The sequence below is a fragment of the Bacillus sp. J14TS2 genome, assembly GCF_018333015.1.
Lineage (GTDB): Bacteria > Bacillota > Bacilli > Bacillales > Bacillaceae_C > Lederbergia.
This window is the reverse complement of sequence record NZ_BORE01000010.1, coordinates 219,566-234,136: the sequence shown is the minus strand read 5'-3', so window position 1 is coordinate 234,136 and position 14,571 is coordinate 219,566. Positions and strand designations below refer to the sequence as shown.

Genomic DNA, 14,571 nt, shown 5'->3' with positions numbered 1-14,571 from the left:
CATAGTAAATAAAGGGCTAAATCGCATAAAGATTTAGTCCTTTATTTATCGGTGTTTTTTTGTTGAACTATACATAAAATAATAGAGTGTTAATAACTATCGTCAAGGTGAGAATTGGGTTACTAAAATAGTTGTTAAGTGCAAAGCTAAATCTACTACCAATTAAAAGGACTGTGGTTGGGGTACAATTTATAAAATCTAAAACAATAATGCTAAAAAGTTGATTGGTTAATCTCTGAACAAATCCGGAAGATAGTGAAGAAGAATACAGCGAGAGCGAAGTTGTCAATACGGTCTTAAAGACGAAGATTTTTTCAAATGAGTTGATGGCATGCGGAATAATAAAAGAATGATACGAAAAATTGAAAAAGTTATATTTCCGTCAACTTTAAACTAAAGTACGCTCAATACGCTTTGGCCATTTTAAGATCATTTTATGACTTCGGTGCAACCTATCAAACTGCTGATGGGAAAGAGCATACTCCTGAACAGCGTTTAAATTTATCTCAGATAATTAAAAATGAAATAAGCAACCAATTTTAAATAGTTTACGAGGAAAAATGCAATTTTATGTTAAAATTACAATACAAATTATGTTCAAAAGAGGTGGTACACTATGCCGAGTTGTCAAAATTGTGGTTATAAGTGGAGTTGGAAAGAAACTTTTACGAAAATGTTCACATTTAAAAATAAGCTAAAATGTCCTTATTGTGATGCATTCCAATATATTTCCAAAAAGTCGAGAAATCAATTAAGACTATTTGTATTTATCCCCTTTTTGATTTGGGTGCCATTGGCATCATTTGGCGTATCACTTGGCACTATCTTATCCCTAGAATTAGTTGCTTATGCTTTGGTATGTATTGGTGTGCCATTCCTATATAGGTTAAGTAACGAGGATGAACCGATGTGGTAGAGTTTCTTTATTTACTATTATAGTAGGGTAAATCTATGCAGAGTATAGAGCCAATAAGTCTAAGATAAGAAAAGGCTGATTAAGATTCTGTTGGAATTAATAAATTTTCATCAAGTAAAATAACTCCCCTGATGTTAGCTGTTAGGAAGCTATATTATAATGGGGCATATTGATTGTGATTAGTGCATATATGCAAAATGAATAAAATTTGGAGGTGTTAATGAATGAAAACCACTTTTTCTAAAGGGAAAGTTAAAGCCTTCTTAGAAAAAAGCTGGGGTGATATTCCTGATTTTTATCAACTTACTGAAGGGCTCTCTTCCCAAACATTTGGCTTTCAATTTGCTAAAAGTAACTATGTCATTAGGATCAATAGATCGATCAATGGCTTTAAAAAAGATGCTTATGTTAGTCGTATGTTTCGAAGTAAATCACTTCCCATTCCAGAGGTCGTCGAAGTTGATCATATGGAAAATGGTTATGCATTTTGTATTTCGAGGAAAGCTGATGGTGTAAGAATTCAAGATTTAGAGAAGAAGGAATTACCGCAAATTACAGAGTCAGTTGTTGATGTTGTTAGAACGATTTCAAACACTGATTTAGCGGGAACTACCGGGTTTGGCAGGTTTAATTCAAAGGGAGAAGCTGAATTTTTAAGTTGGAATGCCTTTCTTAAAAGTATTTGGGATCCTTCGTATTATGACTGGAATTTTGTAAGTGATAGTTTTAAATTGAGTACGATAGAGAAAATGTTTAAACGTGTGGAAGAGTTAAGTAAGTTTTGCCCAGAAAAGCGTAGTTTAATTCACGGCGATTTTGGTTCTTACAATGTTTTAACAGATAAAGGCCATGTCACCGCCGTAATTGACTGGGATTTATCTCTTTTTGGTGATCCATTATATGAACTGGCGACTCTTCTTTTTTGGAACGAGAATCATATGGCGCACGTTATAAAAGAACTTCAATTATCAAGTGATACGATGTATGCTTCAGAGCGACTTTTATGTTATCAGCTGCACTGCGGGCTTCAAGAACTTCATATGAGTACTGTTAATCAAGGAACTGATAGCCTATTACCATGGATAACTAAACGTTGTATGGAGCTTGTTCGGCTAAAATAAATTAACGATCATTTCTATTAGCAGGCTGAAATCAATAGGATTCAGTCTTTTTGTAATGATCAATACTCTTGTGATACTATTGTCAATGAAATAATAAAGCGAAGCAGAGGACAGATCTGCTTTTTAATTTTCGGATAAGGCTTTTGCCTGTTATCCATAGATGAGAGGATTAGAGTGGGAAGATGAAAGAAAATTTTTGGCGTGATTTACCTAGACCATTTTTTGTGCTGGCACCAATGGAAGATGTGACGGATGTTGTTTTTCGCCATGTAGTGAGTGAAGCAGCGCGTCCTGATGTGTTTTTTACAGAGTTTACAAATTCGGAAAGTTATTGCCACCCAGAGGGGCATCATAGCGTGCGTGGCCGCTTGACTTTTACAGAGGATGAACAACCAATTGTAGCTCATATTTGGGGAGATAAGCCTGAGTATATTCGGCAAATGAGTATGGGCGTAGCAAAACAAGGGTTTAAGGGTGTAGACATTAATATGGGGTGTCCTGTGCCTAATGTAGCACAGAATGGGAAGGGTTCTGGTCTTATTCGTCGACCGGAAGTTGCTGCAGAGCTAGTACAGGCAGCTAAAGCTGGAGAATTGCCCGTAAGTGTAAAGACAAGGCTTGGTTATATGGATGTAGATGAATGGCAAGGATGGCTGACACACATTTTGAAACAAGATATTGCGAATCTTTCTATTCACTTACGCACCAGAGCAGAAATGAGCAAAGTAGATGCCCATTGGGAACTGATCCCGGAGATAAAGAAACTTCGTGATCATATCGCACCAGATACATTGTTGACGATTAATGGCGATATTCCTGACCGTCAAACAGGCTTAAAGCTTGCCCATCAATACGGTATAGATGGTGTAATGATTGGACGTGGTATTTTTACCAATCCATTTGCATTTGAAAAAGAAGCGAGAGAGCATAACAGTCAGGAATTGCTTGGTCTCTTAAGGTCCCATCTTGATCTTTATGATAAATATTCAAAAATTGAGCCACGTTCGTTCAAGGCACTGCATCGCTTTTTTAAGATATATGTCCGTGGTTTTCGAGGCGCAAGCGAATTAAGAAATCAATTGATGGGCACGGAATCAACTGATGAAGTACGTGAATTGCTCAATAGCTTTGAGCTAGAAAGTAGATAGGTAAAGCAAGATAAAAATCAAAAGTAATTCACCGAGTGGAGCCAATTGGTCTTCACTCTTTTTTTCTTTTGGAAGGCTAGATTTTAAAAAGGAAAAGCAATTGAGAAGAAATTTGCCATTTTCGTATACGTTACAATGAAGAGAACAAAGGAAGGGAGCAGATGATATGAAAAACGATTTGCAACTGCCAAATGTAGTTTCAGAAGACGAATGGCTAATCGCTCGTAAGGAACTACTGGCAAAAGAAAAAGAGTTCACTAGAGCGCGGGATGAGCTGAACGCTGAGCGTCGCCGACTTCCTATGGTAGAGATTAACAAGGACTATGTCTTTGATGGTCCGGAGGGTAAAACAAGTTTACTTGATCTGTTTAAGGGGCAACCGCAGCTTATCGTGCAGCATTTTATGTTCGATCCTGATTGGGAAGCAGGCTGTCCAGCTTGTTCACTTGCTACGGACAACATCGGTCATCTCGCCCATCTATATGCTAGAAACACGGCACTGGTTATGATATCCCGTGCTCCGCTTTCAAAGCTTCAACGCTACAAGAAACGCATGGGTTGGAACATTCCTTGGTACTCGTCTTTCAATAGCGACTTTAACTATGATTTTCATGCTACGCTGGACGAAGCCGTTGCTCCGATCGAATACAACTATTTGACTAAGGACGAGCTTATTCAGAAGGGGGTGCCTCTTGATTCTGAACAATCGATGGAAGTTCCAGGTTTCAGTATCTTTCTTCGCGATGGTGAAAGAATTTTTCATACGTATACGACTTATGCCCGTGGCACTGATTTATTAATTGGCACCTTCAACTACCTTGATTTAACAGCTCTTGGCAGGCAGGAGGACTGGGAACAACCGCCTGGACGTAGTGACGGTAATGGGAAGACCTGGCTTCGTCGGCATGATGAATATGAATACTCTTCTGAGTCGGCTTCTTGTTGCCATTCAAAAGGCGAAGTTCATGAATAAATAATACAATATCTCACAAAGAAGGAAACCATTTTGAGTGATTTTTTTAAAATGGTTTCTTTTTATGTGGACCATTCATATGATTAAAGTCCATTTTTGAAAAAAATTGACCTTATAGGTAAATCGAGTTACAATGTGTTTAACCTATTAGGTAAAAATAAAAAGGTGATACTATGCTCTCAAAAATAATGAACCTAGAATCAAAAAGGAAAGATGCTATTTTAAATGCGGCATTAAAAGAATTTGCCACAAAGGGGTTTGATAATGCTTCGACAAATATGATTGCAAAAGAGGCAGGAATTTCAAAGGGTTTAATGTTTCATTATGTAAATAGCAAAAAAGACCTTTTTCTATTCCTTTATGATTACTGTACGAAGCTGATTGACGAAGAGTATCTTGATTTAATGAATTTTAATGAACAGGATATTTTTGAAAAACTGCGCCAATCTTATCTGCTCCAGCTTGAATTGATACAAAAGCATCCTTGGATTTTCGAATTTATTAATCTTTCTTCTGCTACGAAGTCTGATGAAGTGAATAGGGAGCTGGATAAAAGGACTAATGAGAAACGATCTTCATGCCATGAGACATTGTTTAATAATGTGGATAAGTCTAAATTCAGAGAAGGATTAGACATTGAAAAATCGAAGCAGCTTATTCTATGGTCAAATGTTGGTTTTACAAACCAGATATTAGAAGGGATGAGGAATACGAAAGCTTCTGAATTAGATTATGATCATATTCTTGCAGAACTCGATGGCTACCTTGATGAACTCAGAAAAGTTTTTTATAAATGACTTTAGCAATCTTGGGCTTGTAATTGTACAGCATGATATTAAAAATTATAGGGCAGATTTTGCTAAGTAAAGATACGGTTTAAATAAATCGGAACTCGAGGGATAATATGAACCGACAATCATTAATCAAAAAGTTTGATAAACAGGCAGAAAAATATGATAAACGACGAAGACACGACCAATTGTATTCGTTCCGTCAACGAATTTTTCAAGAAGCAACTGGAAAAGTTTTAGAGGTAGCGATTGGTTCTGGTCTCAATTATCCTTGCTATAGTAGAGATATTGAATTGACGGGGGTGGATTTTAGTCATGAAATGTTGAAAACAGCAGAGCGGGCGGCAAAAGACTTTCCTTTTCAAACGACACTTCTCCAAAAAGATGTTGAAATAGTTGAATTTGATGAGAACAGCTTTGACACCATTATATCTTCTACTAGTTTTTGTGCTTATCAAAAACCAGTTGCTGTCCTAAATAAATTTCAAAAATGGTGTAAGCCAGAAGGGAAAATTCTCTTGCTGGAGCATGGGATTAGTACTAATAAGTTTTTGGCAGGAATGCAGAAAATGGTGGATCCGCTGGCCTTGAGGGTTGTAGGGTGTCATCAGAACAGAAATATATCTGCTATTGTAGAAAAGTCTAATGTAGAGCCTATTAGAGAGGAGCGTTACTTGGCAGGTTCTTTATATTTGATATGGGCAAAACCAGGTTAATAAGGTGTATAAAATAAAAAAAGAGAAGTGGTTTTATAATGAATAAAGGGCAAGGTGTAGAGTATGGGATATAAGGGGAATGTTTCAAATCTGAGGATTTATCAGGGATTTTTCGATAAATTTTTGGATTTTTTCATGTGAAAATAATGATTTAAAATACAAGCGAAAAATAAAGTTTTCCTTTGTGATGCCTGATTATCTGCTCTCAAATATTTAATTCACAAACATGATAGTAGAATTTTTTTGTGAGTTACATTGACAGTCATAGTAATATGGTTAATAATGTACATAAGGAGGTGAGGGTATATTGCAAGCTAAATTATCCTCTGACCTGCTTCGCGGACATGCCGATACAATGATCCTAAAACTCCTGCTTGATGGAGATAAATATGGTTATGAAATTAGCAAATTAATCCTAGCGAATTCAGGTGAACAGTATGAATTAAAGGAGGCAACCATGTACTCCAGTCTGAAACGTCTTGAGAAAGATGGTAACATTCACTCCTACTGGGGAGATGCGACACAAGGCGGCCGTAGGAAATATTATAAGATCACACCAAGTGGTGAACAAACGTATAAACAAAATAAATTAAATTGGGAACAGGCTAAAAAGATTCTTGAGCGCCTGTTATAAGAAGGAGAGTAACATATGATTGAACAATTAAAAGCACATGTTCATGGTATTTTTGCACCATATCACAATGTGAAATCTGCACAGGAATTAGAAGAAGAATTGACACAAAACTTAAAAGAGAAATTTCAGGATTACAAACAAAATGGATATAGTGACGAAGAAGCATATAATCATACAGTTGCTTCGATTGGCGAAGTTTCTGAACTGGTAGACTCAATTAATCTGCAGCATGATGAATTGGAACAGGCTGTTCGTATGGACTATTCCAGACAAGTATTGCATGGTTTGGATTTTCGTTCTGTGTCGGTTCATGACGTAAATTTAACAGCCCTCCGAAAGAAGTCCTCTTCCTCAAGAAACTAAGCGAACAGGGAGGGGATGAATTTTGGTCGGTGTAAACCGAATTTTTTCTATTCTCTTTCTATTCCCACTTGTTATAGAGAACATAAGTTTGGTATACTAAACATAACATATAGGAGTGGCGAGGTGACGATCATGAAAAAGAAGGTTGGAGAGAAGTTCGCTTCGGAAACAGAGATGCTTGTCAACTATCAATATGAAATCTATCCAAACGAAGAGCAAAGGGAAAAACTCGATACTTGGCTTCATTATTGTCGCCACCTTTACAACTCCGCCCTGATTGATAAGCATCGTATGTATCAGGAAGACAAGACAAACTATTCTCGTTACGATATGCAGAAGCAATTGGTTGTAGATAAGAAAAAAATTCCCTTTCTTAAGCGAAATCCCTTCTCAACCCCTTCAAGAGGTTTTCGTGCGGCTGGAAAAAGCATTCAATGGATTTTTTGACCAACGGTCTAAGTATCCAAAAATCAAGAAATACAAGGACTACAATAGCCTTACCTTTACCCAGTTCGGTTACAACAAGAAAGGGAATCGGATGGCTTTATCGTTCACGGAAGATGGGAAGCTTTTCAATGGGAGACTTGGAAGCGTTGACATCAAGATGCATCGTCCCATCGAAGGAGGAGTCATCAAACAGGTTGTCATCAAGCGGAAAGGCGGTCGGTGGTTCGCCATTTTTAGTGTCGAAGGACAAGTGAAACCACAGACCCTTCGTATTGTAGAGGCTGTCGGCATCGATGTTGGCCTGAATAAGTATGCGGTTCTTTCCGATGGGACGGAAATTGAGAACCCGCGCTATCTCCGGAAGGCTGAAAAACAATTACGCAAGGCGCAAAGGAAATTATCCCGCATGACCCGTGGTTCTACGAACTACAGACAGCAGGCAGCTAAAGTGGAGAAGCTTCACATGAAGGTTACCAATCAACGGAAGGATTTTCTGCACAAGAAAAGTTACCGGATTGCGATCAACCACTCTGTTGTTTGCGTAGAAGACCTAAACATCCGTCATATGGTCAGAAACCGTAAACTCTCGAAGTCTATTTCGGATGCAGGCTGGGGCATGTTCCGGAATATGCTTGGTTACAAATGCCGACGGAATGGCGGACTTCTTGTGAAGGTGATGCCTGAATACACAACACAGGACTGTTCTACCTGCGGAAACCGTGTGAAAAAGTCCCTGTCTGTACGCACCCATATCTGTACGGGATGTGGTGCTGTATTAGGCAGAGACCATAATGCCGCTCTGAATATCTTAGCAAAAGGTCTAGAACAACTTCAGATCGCCTAATCCAATAAAACTGTAGGGCAAGGTCATGTCCGAACAGTATAATCAACGCCTGTGGAGATCATGTAAGACGGAAGGGGGATTCCTCCATTGCGCAAAGATCTGTGAATCAGGAAGCCCCTTCTTCAAGCAGTCTGTAAGGACTGGTAAGGAGGGGTTGTTCATCGCTAGTGACCTGAAGGGTTCGGATTTCAGCCATTCTGATCTAACAAACAGTACATTCAAAAACAGTAACTTGGAAAATTGCATTTTTGAACATGTTAATTTGACTGGAACCTTATTCAAGAATGCTAACTTTGCTGGAGCAACTTTAAAAACTGCAATTTATAATCAGGCACAATTCAAAAACTGCAATTTATCTGGACTGAATTTGGATGGAGAAACGTTTTATCAAACAATTTTTTCAGGGCTGTTTATTGAAGAAAGTTGATTTTGAAGGTGCTAAGATGGATAAATTAACCTATAACTTTTTAAAGGGAGCAAAGGTAGATCTTAGTAATGTGACTATAATTAATTGAGGGGAGAAATTAAAATGAGTATAGGAACAGCGATTGTTGTATCTGTTTCAATTATTAGTGTAGCAGTATTTATTACGGCCGTCGAATTAAAGGGTATGAGTATGGGGGATAGCTAAAAGATCATTATTATTAAATTAAATGTAACAAGTGAAAATACATTGGTCCTTCTGCTTTCCGTACTGTATTCATTCCGGCAATTGATACTGTTTCATCTTGCTAGACGGAGTAGTGAAATGTAGGAACTGATCAATGATTACAACCAAAAATTAATTGAAAAGCACACGTTTTGACTTACAATAGTAATGAAACATGTGCCTTTTTCTATTGTAAAATAAGTTGCAGATTCAATATTGATATTATTTAGCGATGTGAGTTAAATATATATCTAGAGTAGAGTTATTGTCTTTGAGATTCTTGAAGGAGTCGCTTCAGCAATCGAGAAGAAGTCCATAGACATAGTGTGTGATAAACTGGAGCAAATATAGGAGGGCAGAATATATGAGGTGTTATCGTAATTGACTTCCATCTACTCAGCAATGAAGGGGGAGGAAAGTGGAGAAAATTTTTTATTTAAGATGTAATCATTGGTTCGTTGCTTTAGGGATAGCTTGGACAGTGATTTTTGCAGGGATGAGTTTTTACTGGGCAATGGGTGGTATGCTTGGTGTTAGGTCTCTAGGTGGGGCAATATATGAGATGTCCATCAACCCTGAACCTTCCTTTATCGCAGTTGTATGGCTTACTGGAGTAATAAAATTACTTGGTGGTGCATTGTTATTATTGCTTTTTGTACGGTGGAGCAATGATGTTATAGCAAAAATACTTTATTTTGTAACTAAAACCGCAGGTGTTTTCTTATTCTTTTATGGCTTATTAAACTTTATCACTATTTCTATGAGCGCCTTCAATATCTTAGATTTTAACTTGGATTCTTATGCCACATTTTGGAGATTAGCATTTTGGGAACCGTTCTGGATGGTTGGTGGTGTGTGTTACTTTTTTTCCGTTAAAAGATAAAGTGAACCTTCAATCAGTGGGGATTTTCCTTCATCCCCCACAGATTAGTAAGGATCAAGTGGATGAACAGCTAAATTCGCGCTGTCCTGGCGCAACGCTGTTCTGACCAACGTCCTGTTGGCCTAAATTCGCAAAATCCTGTTGGCAGGCTCAAAGCACGACATCCTGTCGTTTCGCCCGCACTAGTACGTCCTGTACGTCGCACCGCCTTTGTGATCTACGTCCTGCAGGACTGAACAAATCGGGCTTTTACTGGCTGTAAGACTCCCACTTGCAATTCTTGAAGTGGGAGTCTTACACCAGTTAATGCGGGATAAATTGTTTTAGGAATACTCAAAAAGACAGAGAATATTGTAATTTTCTCTGTCTTTTTGCATGCAATCTAAAAATAAAATTTCTCGAGTGGCGAGTAAGAGATATTTTTCATGTAGAGTTTTCTGCTTTTCATACATACAGTCTTGCATGTTATGCGATTACTGAACGCAGATCCCCGCTTCTTTGCCATAATATATGTGAAAGGAGATGGTGGAAATGCTTACAATCCGTAATGTAACAAAGCACTATGGTAAGACAGAGGCCTTAAAAGATGTTTCCATTACCATTCCTAAAGGAATCTGTTATGGTCTGGTTGGTCCTAATGGAGCAGGGAAATCTACATTAATTAAAATGATTACATCCATAATTCGTGACTACAAAGGAAGCATTACGTTTGACAAAAAACAACTCTCAGACAAAACAAAGCAGAGGTTTGGTTATGTCCCTCAAGATATCATTTTGGAGGAAAATATCTCAGCTGCCAGCAATTTACAACTGTTTGGCGGACTATATGGCTTAAAAGGAAGCCAATTGAATACGCGGGTAACTGAGGTGCTTACATTGATTGGCCTTCAGGAAAGGAGTAAGGATAAAGTATTTACCTTTTCAGGAGGGATGAAACGCAGACTGAATATTGGGTGTGCACTGATGCATAATCCGGATCTGATTATTATGGATGAGCCGACTGTCGGTATAGACCCTCAATCACGAAAATATATTTTTCAAATGATCGAAAACCTAAAAAAGGACGGAAAGACAGTGATCTATGCCAGTCATTATATGGAAGAGGTTGAGAGTCTCTGTGACTATGTTGCTTTTCTTGATCAAGGAAAAATGGTGGAGATTGGTACGATAAATGAATTGCTTCAACAATATGCCGTTTCTTCCATTTGTGTAAAAGCACGCAACCTTACTCGGGAAAAACTGGAACTATACGGTACTGTTTCAATAGAAAACGATGCTTTCTTCCTTTATACAGAAGAGCCGCTCAAAGCAATGGAACATATTAGCTCATACTGCCGAAAGAATAGTATCGAGGTAGAACGGTTGGAGTTAGTCCGACCACGATTAGAGGATGTATTTTTCAGGTTAACCGGAAGTAACTTGAGAGACTAAATAGGGAGGTGATACAATGAATGCAATTATGAAAGTAGAATTAAAGAAACATGTACAGGACAAGGGTCTAGTTTTTTGGATGTTGATCCTGCCTATCCTGTTTACTATTTTATTTATTTCGATATTTACAGCAGGTGCTGACGCTGCAACAAAGCAGGAAGTGATCCAGTCGATTGTTCCTGGATACATTGTGATGTTTGTATTTTTTATTATGATTTCGATGGTGCAGGTGTTTATCAAAGACAGGGATAAAGGGATGACAGCTAGACTAGCAAGCACACCGCTCAAAAGCTATTATTATTTGCTTGGAAAGTGGATTCCATTTATGTATATTGTGCTTATTCAGATTGTAGTGTTATTTTTATTTGGAAAATTAGTTTATGATGTTTCATTGGGACAGCCAATCATTCTGTTGATTTTATCATTGTTCATTACGTTTACCGTTACAGCAATTGGATTGGCAATGGCACTTACCGTAAATACGGAAAATATGGGGATCGCGATTACTCAAATAATCGCTCTCGGTGGGGCAATGCTAAGTGGGTTATGGATTCCATTCGAAATGATGCCGAGCTTTATGCAAACAATTGGCCGCTTCTTGCCTCAGTATTGGGCCCATCAGTCTTTTCAGGATGCCATGGCAGGAACCACTCAAGTTTCCGAGTTACTTCAAACATTGGGAATATTATTTGGAATTGGATTAGCTGCCTTTATTATTGCCATCATCCGCTACTCATATTTTCTGAAACGAGCGATAAACTAGCGGAGGATGAAGCGCACTTAGGGGGATGAGAATGAAAATAAACATCGATATCGATGAAAATCATAAAGAAACGCAGATAACCATCCTAGCAAAGGAATGGACACAGGAACTGGAAGAAATTGTGAGTGTTGTAAAAAAAACGAAACAGCAACGCTTATTTGGTTTTGATGAAGATCAAACTATACTTCTAGAGCCGAAGGAGATTGATTTTATTCATGCCGAAAAAAGAAAGATATATGCTGTGGCCAAAAACTTGCGTTTTGAAGTGAGAATGAAGCTATATGAAGTGGAAGATTTCTTAATCCCCCATGGTTTTATGCGCTTTTCAAAATCTGTTATCGGAAATATTCACAGTATTGAAAAATTTGAAGCCTCTTTTAACGGAAATCTATGTGTTTATTTTCAATCTGGCAACAAGGAATATATTACGCGAAAATATGTCAATGCCATTAAAGAAAAACTGATGCAGGGAGGGCAGTAAAATGATACTTGAAATTTTAAAGCGTTCTATGGTGGGCATCGCTATCGGGGGTATATTGACATTTATTGCCCTCACCATAATGAAATTCAATGCATTTGAGGCAACTGTCTCGGAAATATGGATTAATATGGGAGCAAGCTTCTTAATAGGTATCTATTTTGGCATATCCTCTCTTATTTTTGGAGATAGCGATAGCAATATCATTAAAAAGTCTATTATTCACTTTATTCTCTCTTATAGTGTTTGGCTCATCATCGCTGGTACCGTCGGTTGGATACCACTGACCGGAACAATTATTTTATGGAGTAGTTTGCTTTTCATCCTACTGTATTTGCTAAATTGTCTTGGCTGGTACCTTTACTTCAAAAAGATTGAAACGGCATTAAATAAGCATTTGCAAAAAAATAAATGATGTAGGAATTGGGTCAACATTCAGCCTGGTGCTAATATACTGTTAGCACCAGGCTCTTCCATGGCTTCGCTTTACCCCGGTGCAAGCGTCCGTAGCCCCCCACTTCAAGACGAGGAGATTTCACAGAAGACTAAGTAAGGATAACGGGAGCTAATACCCCGATAATTCTCGCTAATCTTCAGTTGGGATGAAGAAAATCATCACTGATGCTGTCTCACTTTATTCGAGATTAGCATGCTTGCCATACATCTTATTAGAATCCAAGCCTTTTTTCTCCATGCAACGCAGGATGATGGCATCATAAAATAATAACATCATTTGTTCAAATAGAGATCCCATTGGTTGAATAGTCTGATGATCACCTTCAGACTGATCTTTCGTTACGCCTGGTAATTTTACAATAATATCAGCTAATTCACCAATAGTGGAGTTGGGAGAAACGGTTACTGCTGCAATTGTTCCTTCTAAGCTTTTAGCTTTTTGGGCAATAGCACTTAAAGTTTTTGTTTCTCCTGAACCTGACCCAATAATTAATAGATCGCCCTTTTCTAAGTTTGCTGTTACTGTTTCACCAACCATATAGGCATCTAATCCCATATGCATCAATCGCATGACAAAAGATTTCCCCATAAATCCAGATCTGCCTGCACCAGCTACAAAGATTTTTTTGGACTCTAAAATCTGGTCCGCTAACTTTTCTGCTTCTGAATCAGAAATCAAGTGGGCGGTTTGACTTAGTTCTTGTACGATTTCAGCTAAATATTGAGTAGTCTTCATAGTAAATCAATCAACCTTGTTTAATTAATGTTTTCATTTCGAGAGCTGCAGCATTTTTATCTTCTTTACTTGTAATTCCTCCGCCCACAATCACTAAATCAGGCTGTTGTTTAATAACTTCGGGAAGTGTTTCTAATTTGATTCCACCTGCAATAGCCGTTTTCGCGTTCTTGACAACACTCTTAATCGTTTGTAGGTCCTCAAAGGAGTTCTTTCCGACAGCTTGCAAGTCATAACCTGTGTGAACGCATATATAATCAGCACCGAGTTCATCTAGCTCTTTGGCGCGAGTTGCAATATCCTTCACAGCGATCATGTCGACTAGGATTTGCTTCCCTTGTTTTTTTGCTTCTTCTACTGCCCCTTTAATAGACTCGTCTTCTGCCGCACCAAGAATCGTAATGATGTCAGCGCCAGCAGCGGATGCCTGACTTACTTCATATCCAGCTGCGTCCATAATTTTTAAGTCTGCTAATACAGTTAAGTTTGGAAATGCAGCTTTTACTTCTTTGACTGCTTTAAGCCCTTCATTGATCACTACAGGTGTACCAATTTCTACGACATCCACATGCTCTTCTACTTCTTTTACAACTTCAATTGCTCCTGGGATATCGACAAGATCTAATGCTAATTGTAATTTCATTTCTATTCGCCCCTTATATCATCGTTTAATTATGTGTTAAGTAGCTGTTAAAATAGATTTGCCTGTTTTCTTGGAAAAAAACCTATTTACTCATCAGCATGTTCCCTAGTATACTGAGTATGTTCTGGAATGAAAAGTACGCACTTTTTCCTCATATAGTGATAAAAAGTATACTATTGGCCAAAACAAAGCGGAGGTGACATGAATGCCAAATTTGGGAGAGAAAACATTTAATTGTGAAAAAGAATTAACACTCGCAGTGATTGGCGGTAAGTGGAAAATGCTAATTTTGTGGCATCTAGGTAGAGAAGGAACGAAACGATTCGGGGAATTAAAATCCCTTATGCCGGGTATTACCCAAAGAATGCTAGTCAATCAATTACGAGAACTGGAAGATCATTTAATCGTCCATCGAGAAGTTTATCCTGTCGTCCCGCCCAAAGTAGAGTATTCACTTACCGAGCACGGAGAAGGACTTTTACCAATTTTAGATGCGATGTATGAATGGGGTAAAGATTATATTGAAAATGTGTTAGAAAAGGAAACAGAGGAACAATCAACCGCGAAATAGAAAAATAA

At 38.1% G+C, this 14,571-nt stretch carries 19 protein-coding genes; 17 read left to right on the top strand and 2 right to left on the bottom strand.

Annotated elements, in window-relative coordinates; genetic code table 11:
• The first annotated feature begins 616 nt into the window (after positions 1-616).
• From KI375_RS16870 to KI375_RS16800, 16 genes are all read left to right on the top strand, one after another.
• A complete protein-coding gene (locus KI375_RS16870; protein WP_212974624.1) occupies positions 617-916 on the top strand; it encodes a TIGR04104 family putative zinc finger protein in 300 nt (99 codons plus the stop codon).
• A 224-nt stretch (positions 917-1,140) separates the two neighbouring features.
• A complete protein-coding gene (locus KI375_RS16865) occupies positions 1,141-2,037 on the top strand; it encodes a phosphotransferase family protein (RefSeq protein ID WP_212974623.1) in 897 nt (298 codons plus the stop codon).
• Positions 2,038-2,219: 182 nt separating this feature from the next.
• On the top strand, positions 2,220-3,185 hold the full coding sequence (locus tag KI375_RS16860; protein ID WP_212974622.1) for a tRNA dihydrouridine synthase: 966 nt from the start codon (positions 2,220-2,222) through the stop codon (positions 3,183-3,185).
• Positions 3,186-3,351: 166 nt separating this feature from the next.
• On the top strand, positions 3,352-4,158 hold the full coding sequence (locus tag KI375_RS16855) for a DUF899 domain-containing protein (RefSeq protein ID WP_212974621.1): 807 nt from the start codon (positions 3,352-3,354) through the stop codon (positions 4,156-4,158).
• A gap of 173 nt (positions 4,159-4,331) precedes the next feature.
• Complete coding sequence (locus tag KI375_RS16850) at positions 4,332-4,955, top strand: TetR/AcrR family transcriptional regulator (protein ID WP_212974620.1); 624 nt, start codon at positions 4,332-4,334, stop codon at positions 4,953-4,955.
• A gap of 107 nt (positions 4,956-5,062) precedes the next feature.
• On the top strand, positions 5,063-5,665 hold the full coding sequence (locus tag KI375_RS16845) for a class I SAM-dependent methyltransferase (RefSeq protein ID WP_212974619.1): 603 nt from the start codon (positions 5,063-5,065) through the stop codon (positions 5,663-5,665).
• A gap of 304 nt (positions 5,666-5,969) precedes the next feature.
• Positions 5,970-6,299, top strand: a complete 330-nt coding sequence (locus KI375_RS16840) for a PadR family transcriptional regulator (protein WP_212974649.1) — start codon at positions 5,970-5,972, stop codon at positions 6,297-6,299.
• Between the two features lie 15 nt (positions 6,300-6,314).
• The gene (locus tag KI375_RS16835; protein WP_212974618.1) at positions 6,315-6,662 is read left to right on the top strand and encodes a permease prefix domain 1-containing protein; all 348 of its coding nucleotides are present in this window, start codon (positions 6,315-6,317) and stop codon (positions 6,660-6,662) included.
• Positions 6,663-6,794: 132 nt separating this feature from the next.
• Positions 6,795-7,109: a helix-turn-helix domain-containing protein gene (locus KI375_RS27815; RefSeq protein WP_306419836.1), complete on the top strand. Its 315-nt coding sequence runs from the start codon at positions 6,795-6,797 to the stop codon at positions 7,107-7,109.
• Positions 7,075-7,953, top strand: a complete 879-nt coding sequence (locus tag KI375_RS16830; protein ID WP_306419832.1) for an RNA-guided endonuclease InsQ/TnpB family protein — start codon at positions 7,075-7,077, stop codon at positions 7,951-7,953. Before KI375_RS27815 ends, KI375_RS16830 begins: the two co-directional genes overlap by 35 nt.
• Before the next feature lie 25 nt (positions 7,954-7,978).
• Entirely contained in the window at positions 7,979-8,380 is a 402-nt protein-coding gene (locus KI375_RS16825) for a pentapeptide repeat-containing protein (RefSeq protein ID WP_244852766.1), read from the top strand.
• 640 nt (positions 8,381-9,020) lie between these two features.
• Positions 9,021-9,485, top strand: a complete 465-nt coding sequence (locus KI375_RS16820) for a DUF3995 domain-containing protein (RefSeq protein ID WP_244852764.1) — start codon at positions 9,021-9,023, stop codon at positions 9,483-9,485.
• A gap of 531 nt (positions 9,486-10,016) precedes the next feature.
• Positions 10,017-10,916: an ABC transporter ATP-binding protein gene (locus KI375_RS16815; RefSeq protein ID WP_212974617.1), complete on the top strand. Its 900-nt coding sequence runs from the start codon at positions 10,017-10,019 to the stop codon at positions 10,914-10,916.
• 16 nt (positions 10,917-10,932) lie between these two features.
• A complete protein-coding gene (locus tag KI375_RS16810; RefSeq protein WP_212974616.1) occupies positions 10,933-11,679 on the top strand; it encodes an ABC transporter permease in 747 nt (248 codons plus the stop codon).
• A 31-nt stretch (positions 11,680-11,710) separates the two neighbouring features.
• Positions 11,711-12,160 (top strand): LytTR family DNA-binding domain-containing protein, encoded by a 450-nt coding sequence (locus tag KI375_RS16805; RefSeq protein ID WP_212974615.1) that lies wholly within the window; start codon positions 11,711-11,713, stop codon positions 12,158-12,160.
• Position 12,161: 1 nt separating this feature from the next.
• The gene (locus KI375_RS16800) at positions 12,162-12,572 is read left to right on the top strand and encodes a DUF3021 family protein (protein ID WP_212974614.1); all 411 of its coding nucleotides are present in this window, start codon (positions 12,162-12,164) and stop codon (positions 12,570-12,572) included.
• Positions 12,573-12,791: 219 nt separating this feature from the next.
• Here the strand turns inward: KI375_RS16800 and hxlB are convergent, their stop codons facing one another.
• On the bottom strand, positions 12,792-13,349 hold the full coding sequence (hxlB, locus tag KI375_RS16795) for a 6-phospho-3-hexuloisomerase (protein ID WP_212974613.1): 558 nt from the start codon (positions 13,347-13,349) through the stop codon (positions 12,792-12,794).
• Between the two features lie 10 nt (positions 13,350-13,359).
• Positions 13,360-13,992: a 3-hexulose-6-phosphate synthase gene (hxlA, locus tag KI375_RS16790; RefSeq protein WP_212974612.1), complete on the bottom strand. Its 633-nt coding sequence runs from the start codon at positions 13,990-13,992 to the stop codon at positions 13,360-13,362.
• A 205-nt stretch (positions 13,993-14,197) separates the two neighbouring features.
• Between hxlA and hxlR the strand changes: the two genes are divergently transcribed.
• Complete coding sequence (hxlR, locus tag KI375_RS16785) at positions 14,198-14,563, top strand: transcriptional activator HxlR (protein ID WP_212974611.1); 366 nt, start codon at positions 14,198-14,200, stop codon at positions 14,561-14,563.
• Positions 14,564-14,571: the final 8 nt, after the last annotated feature.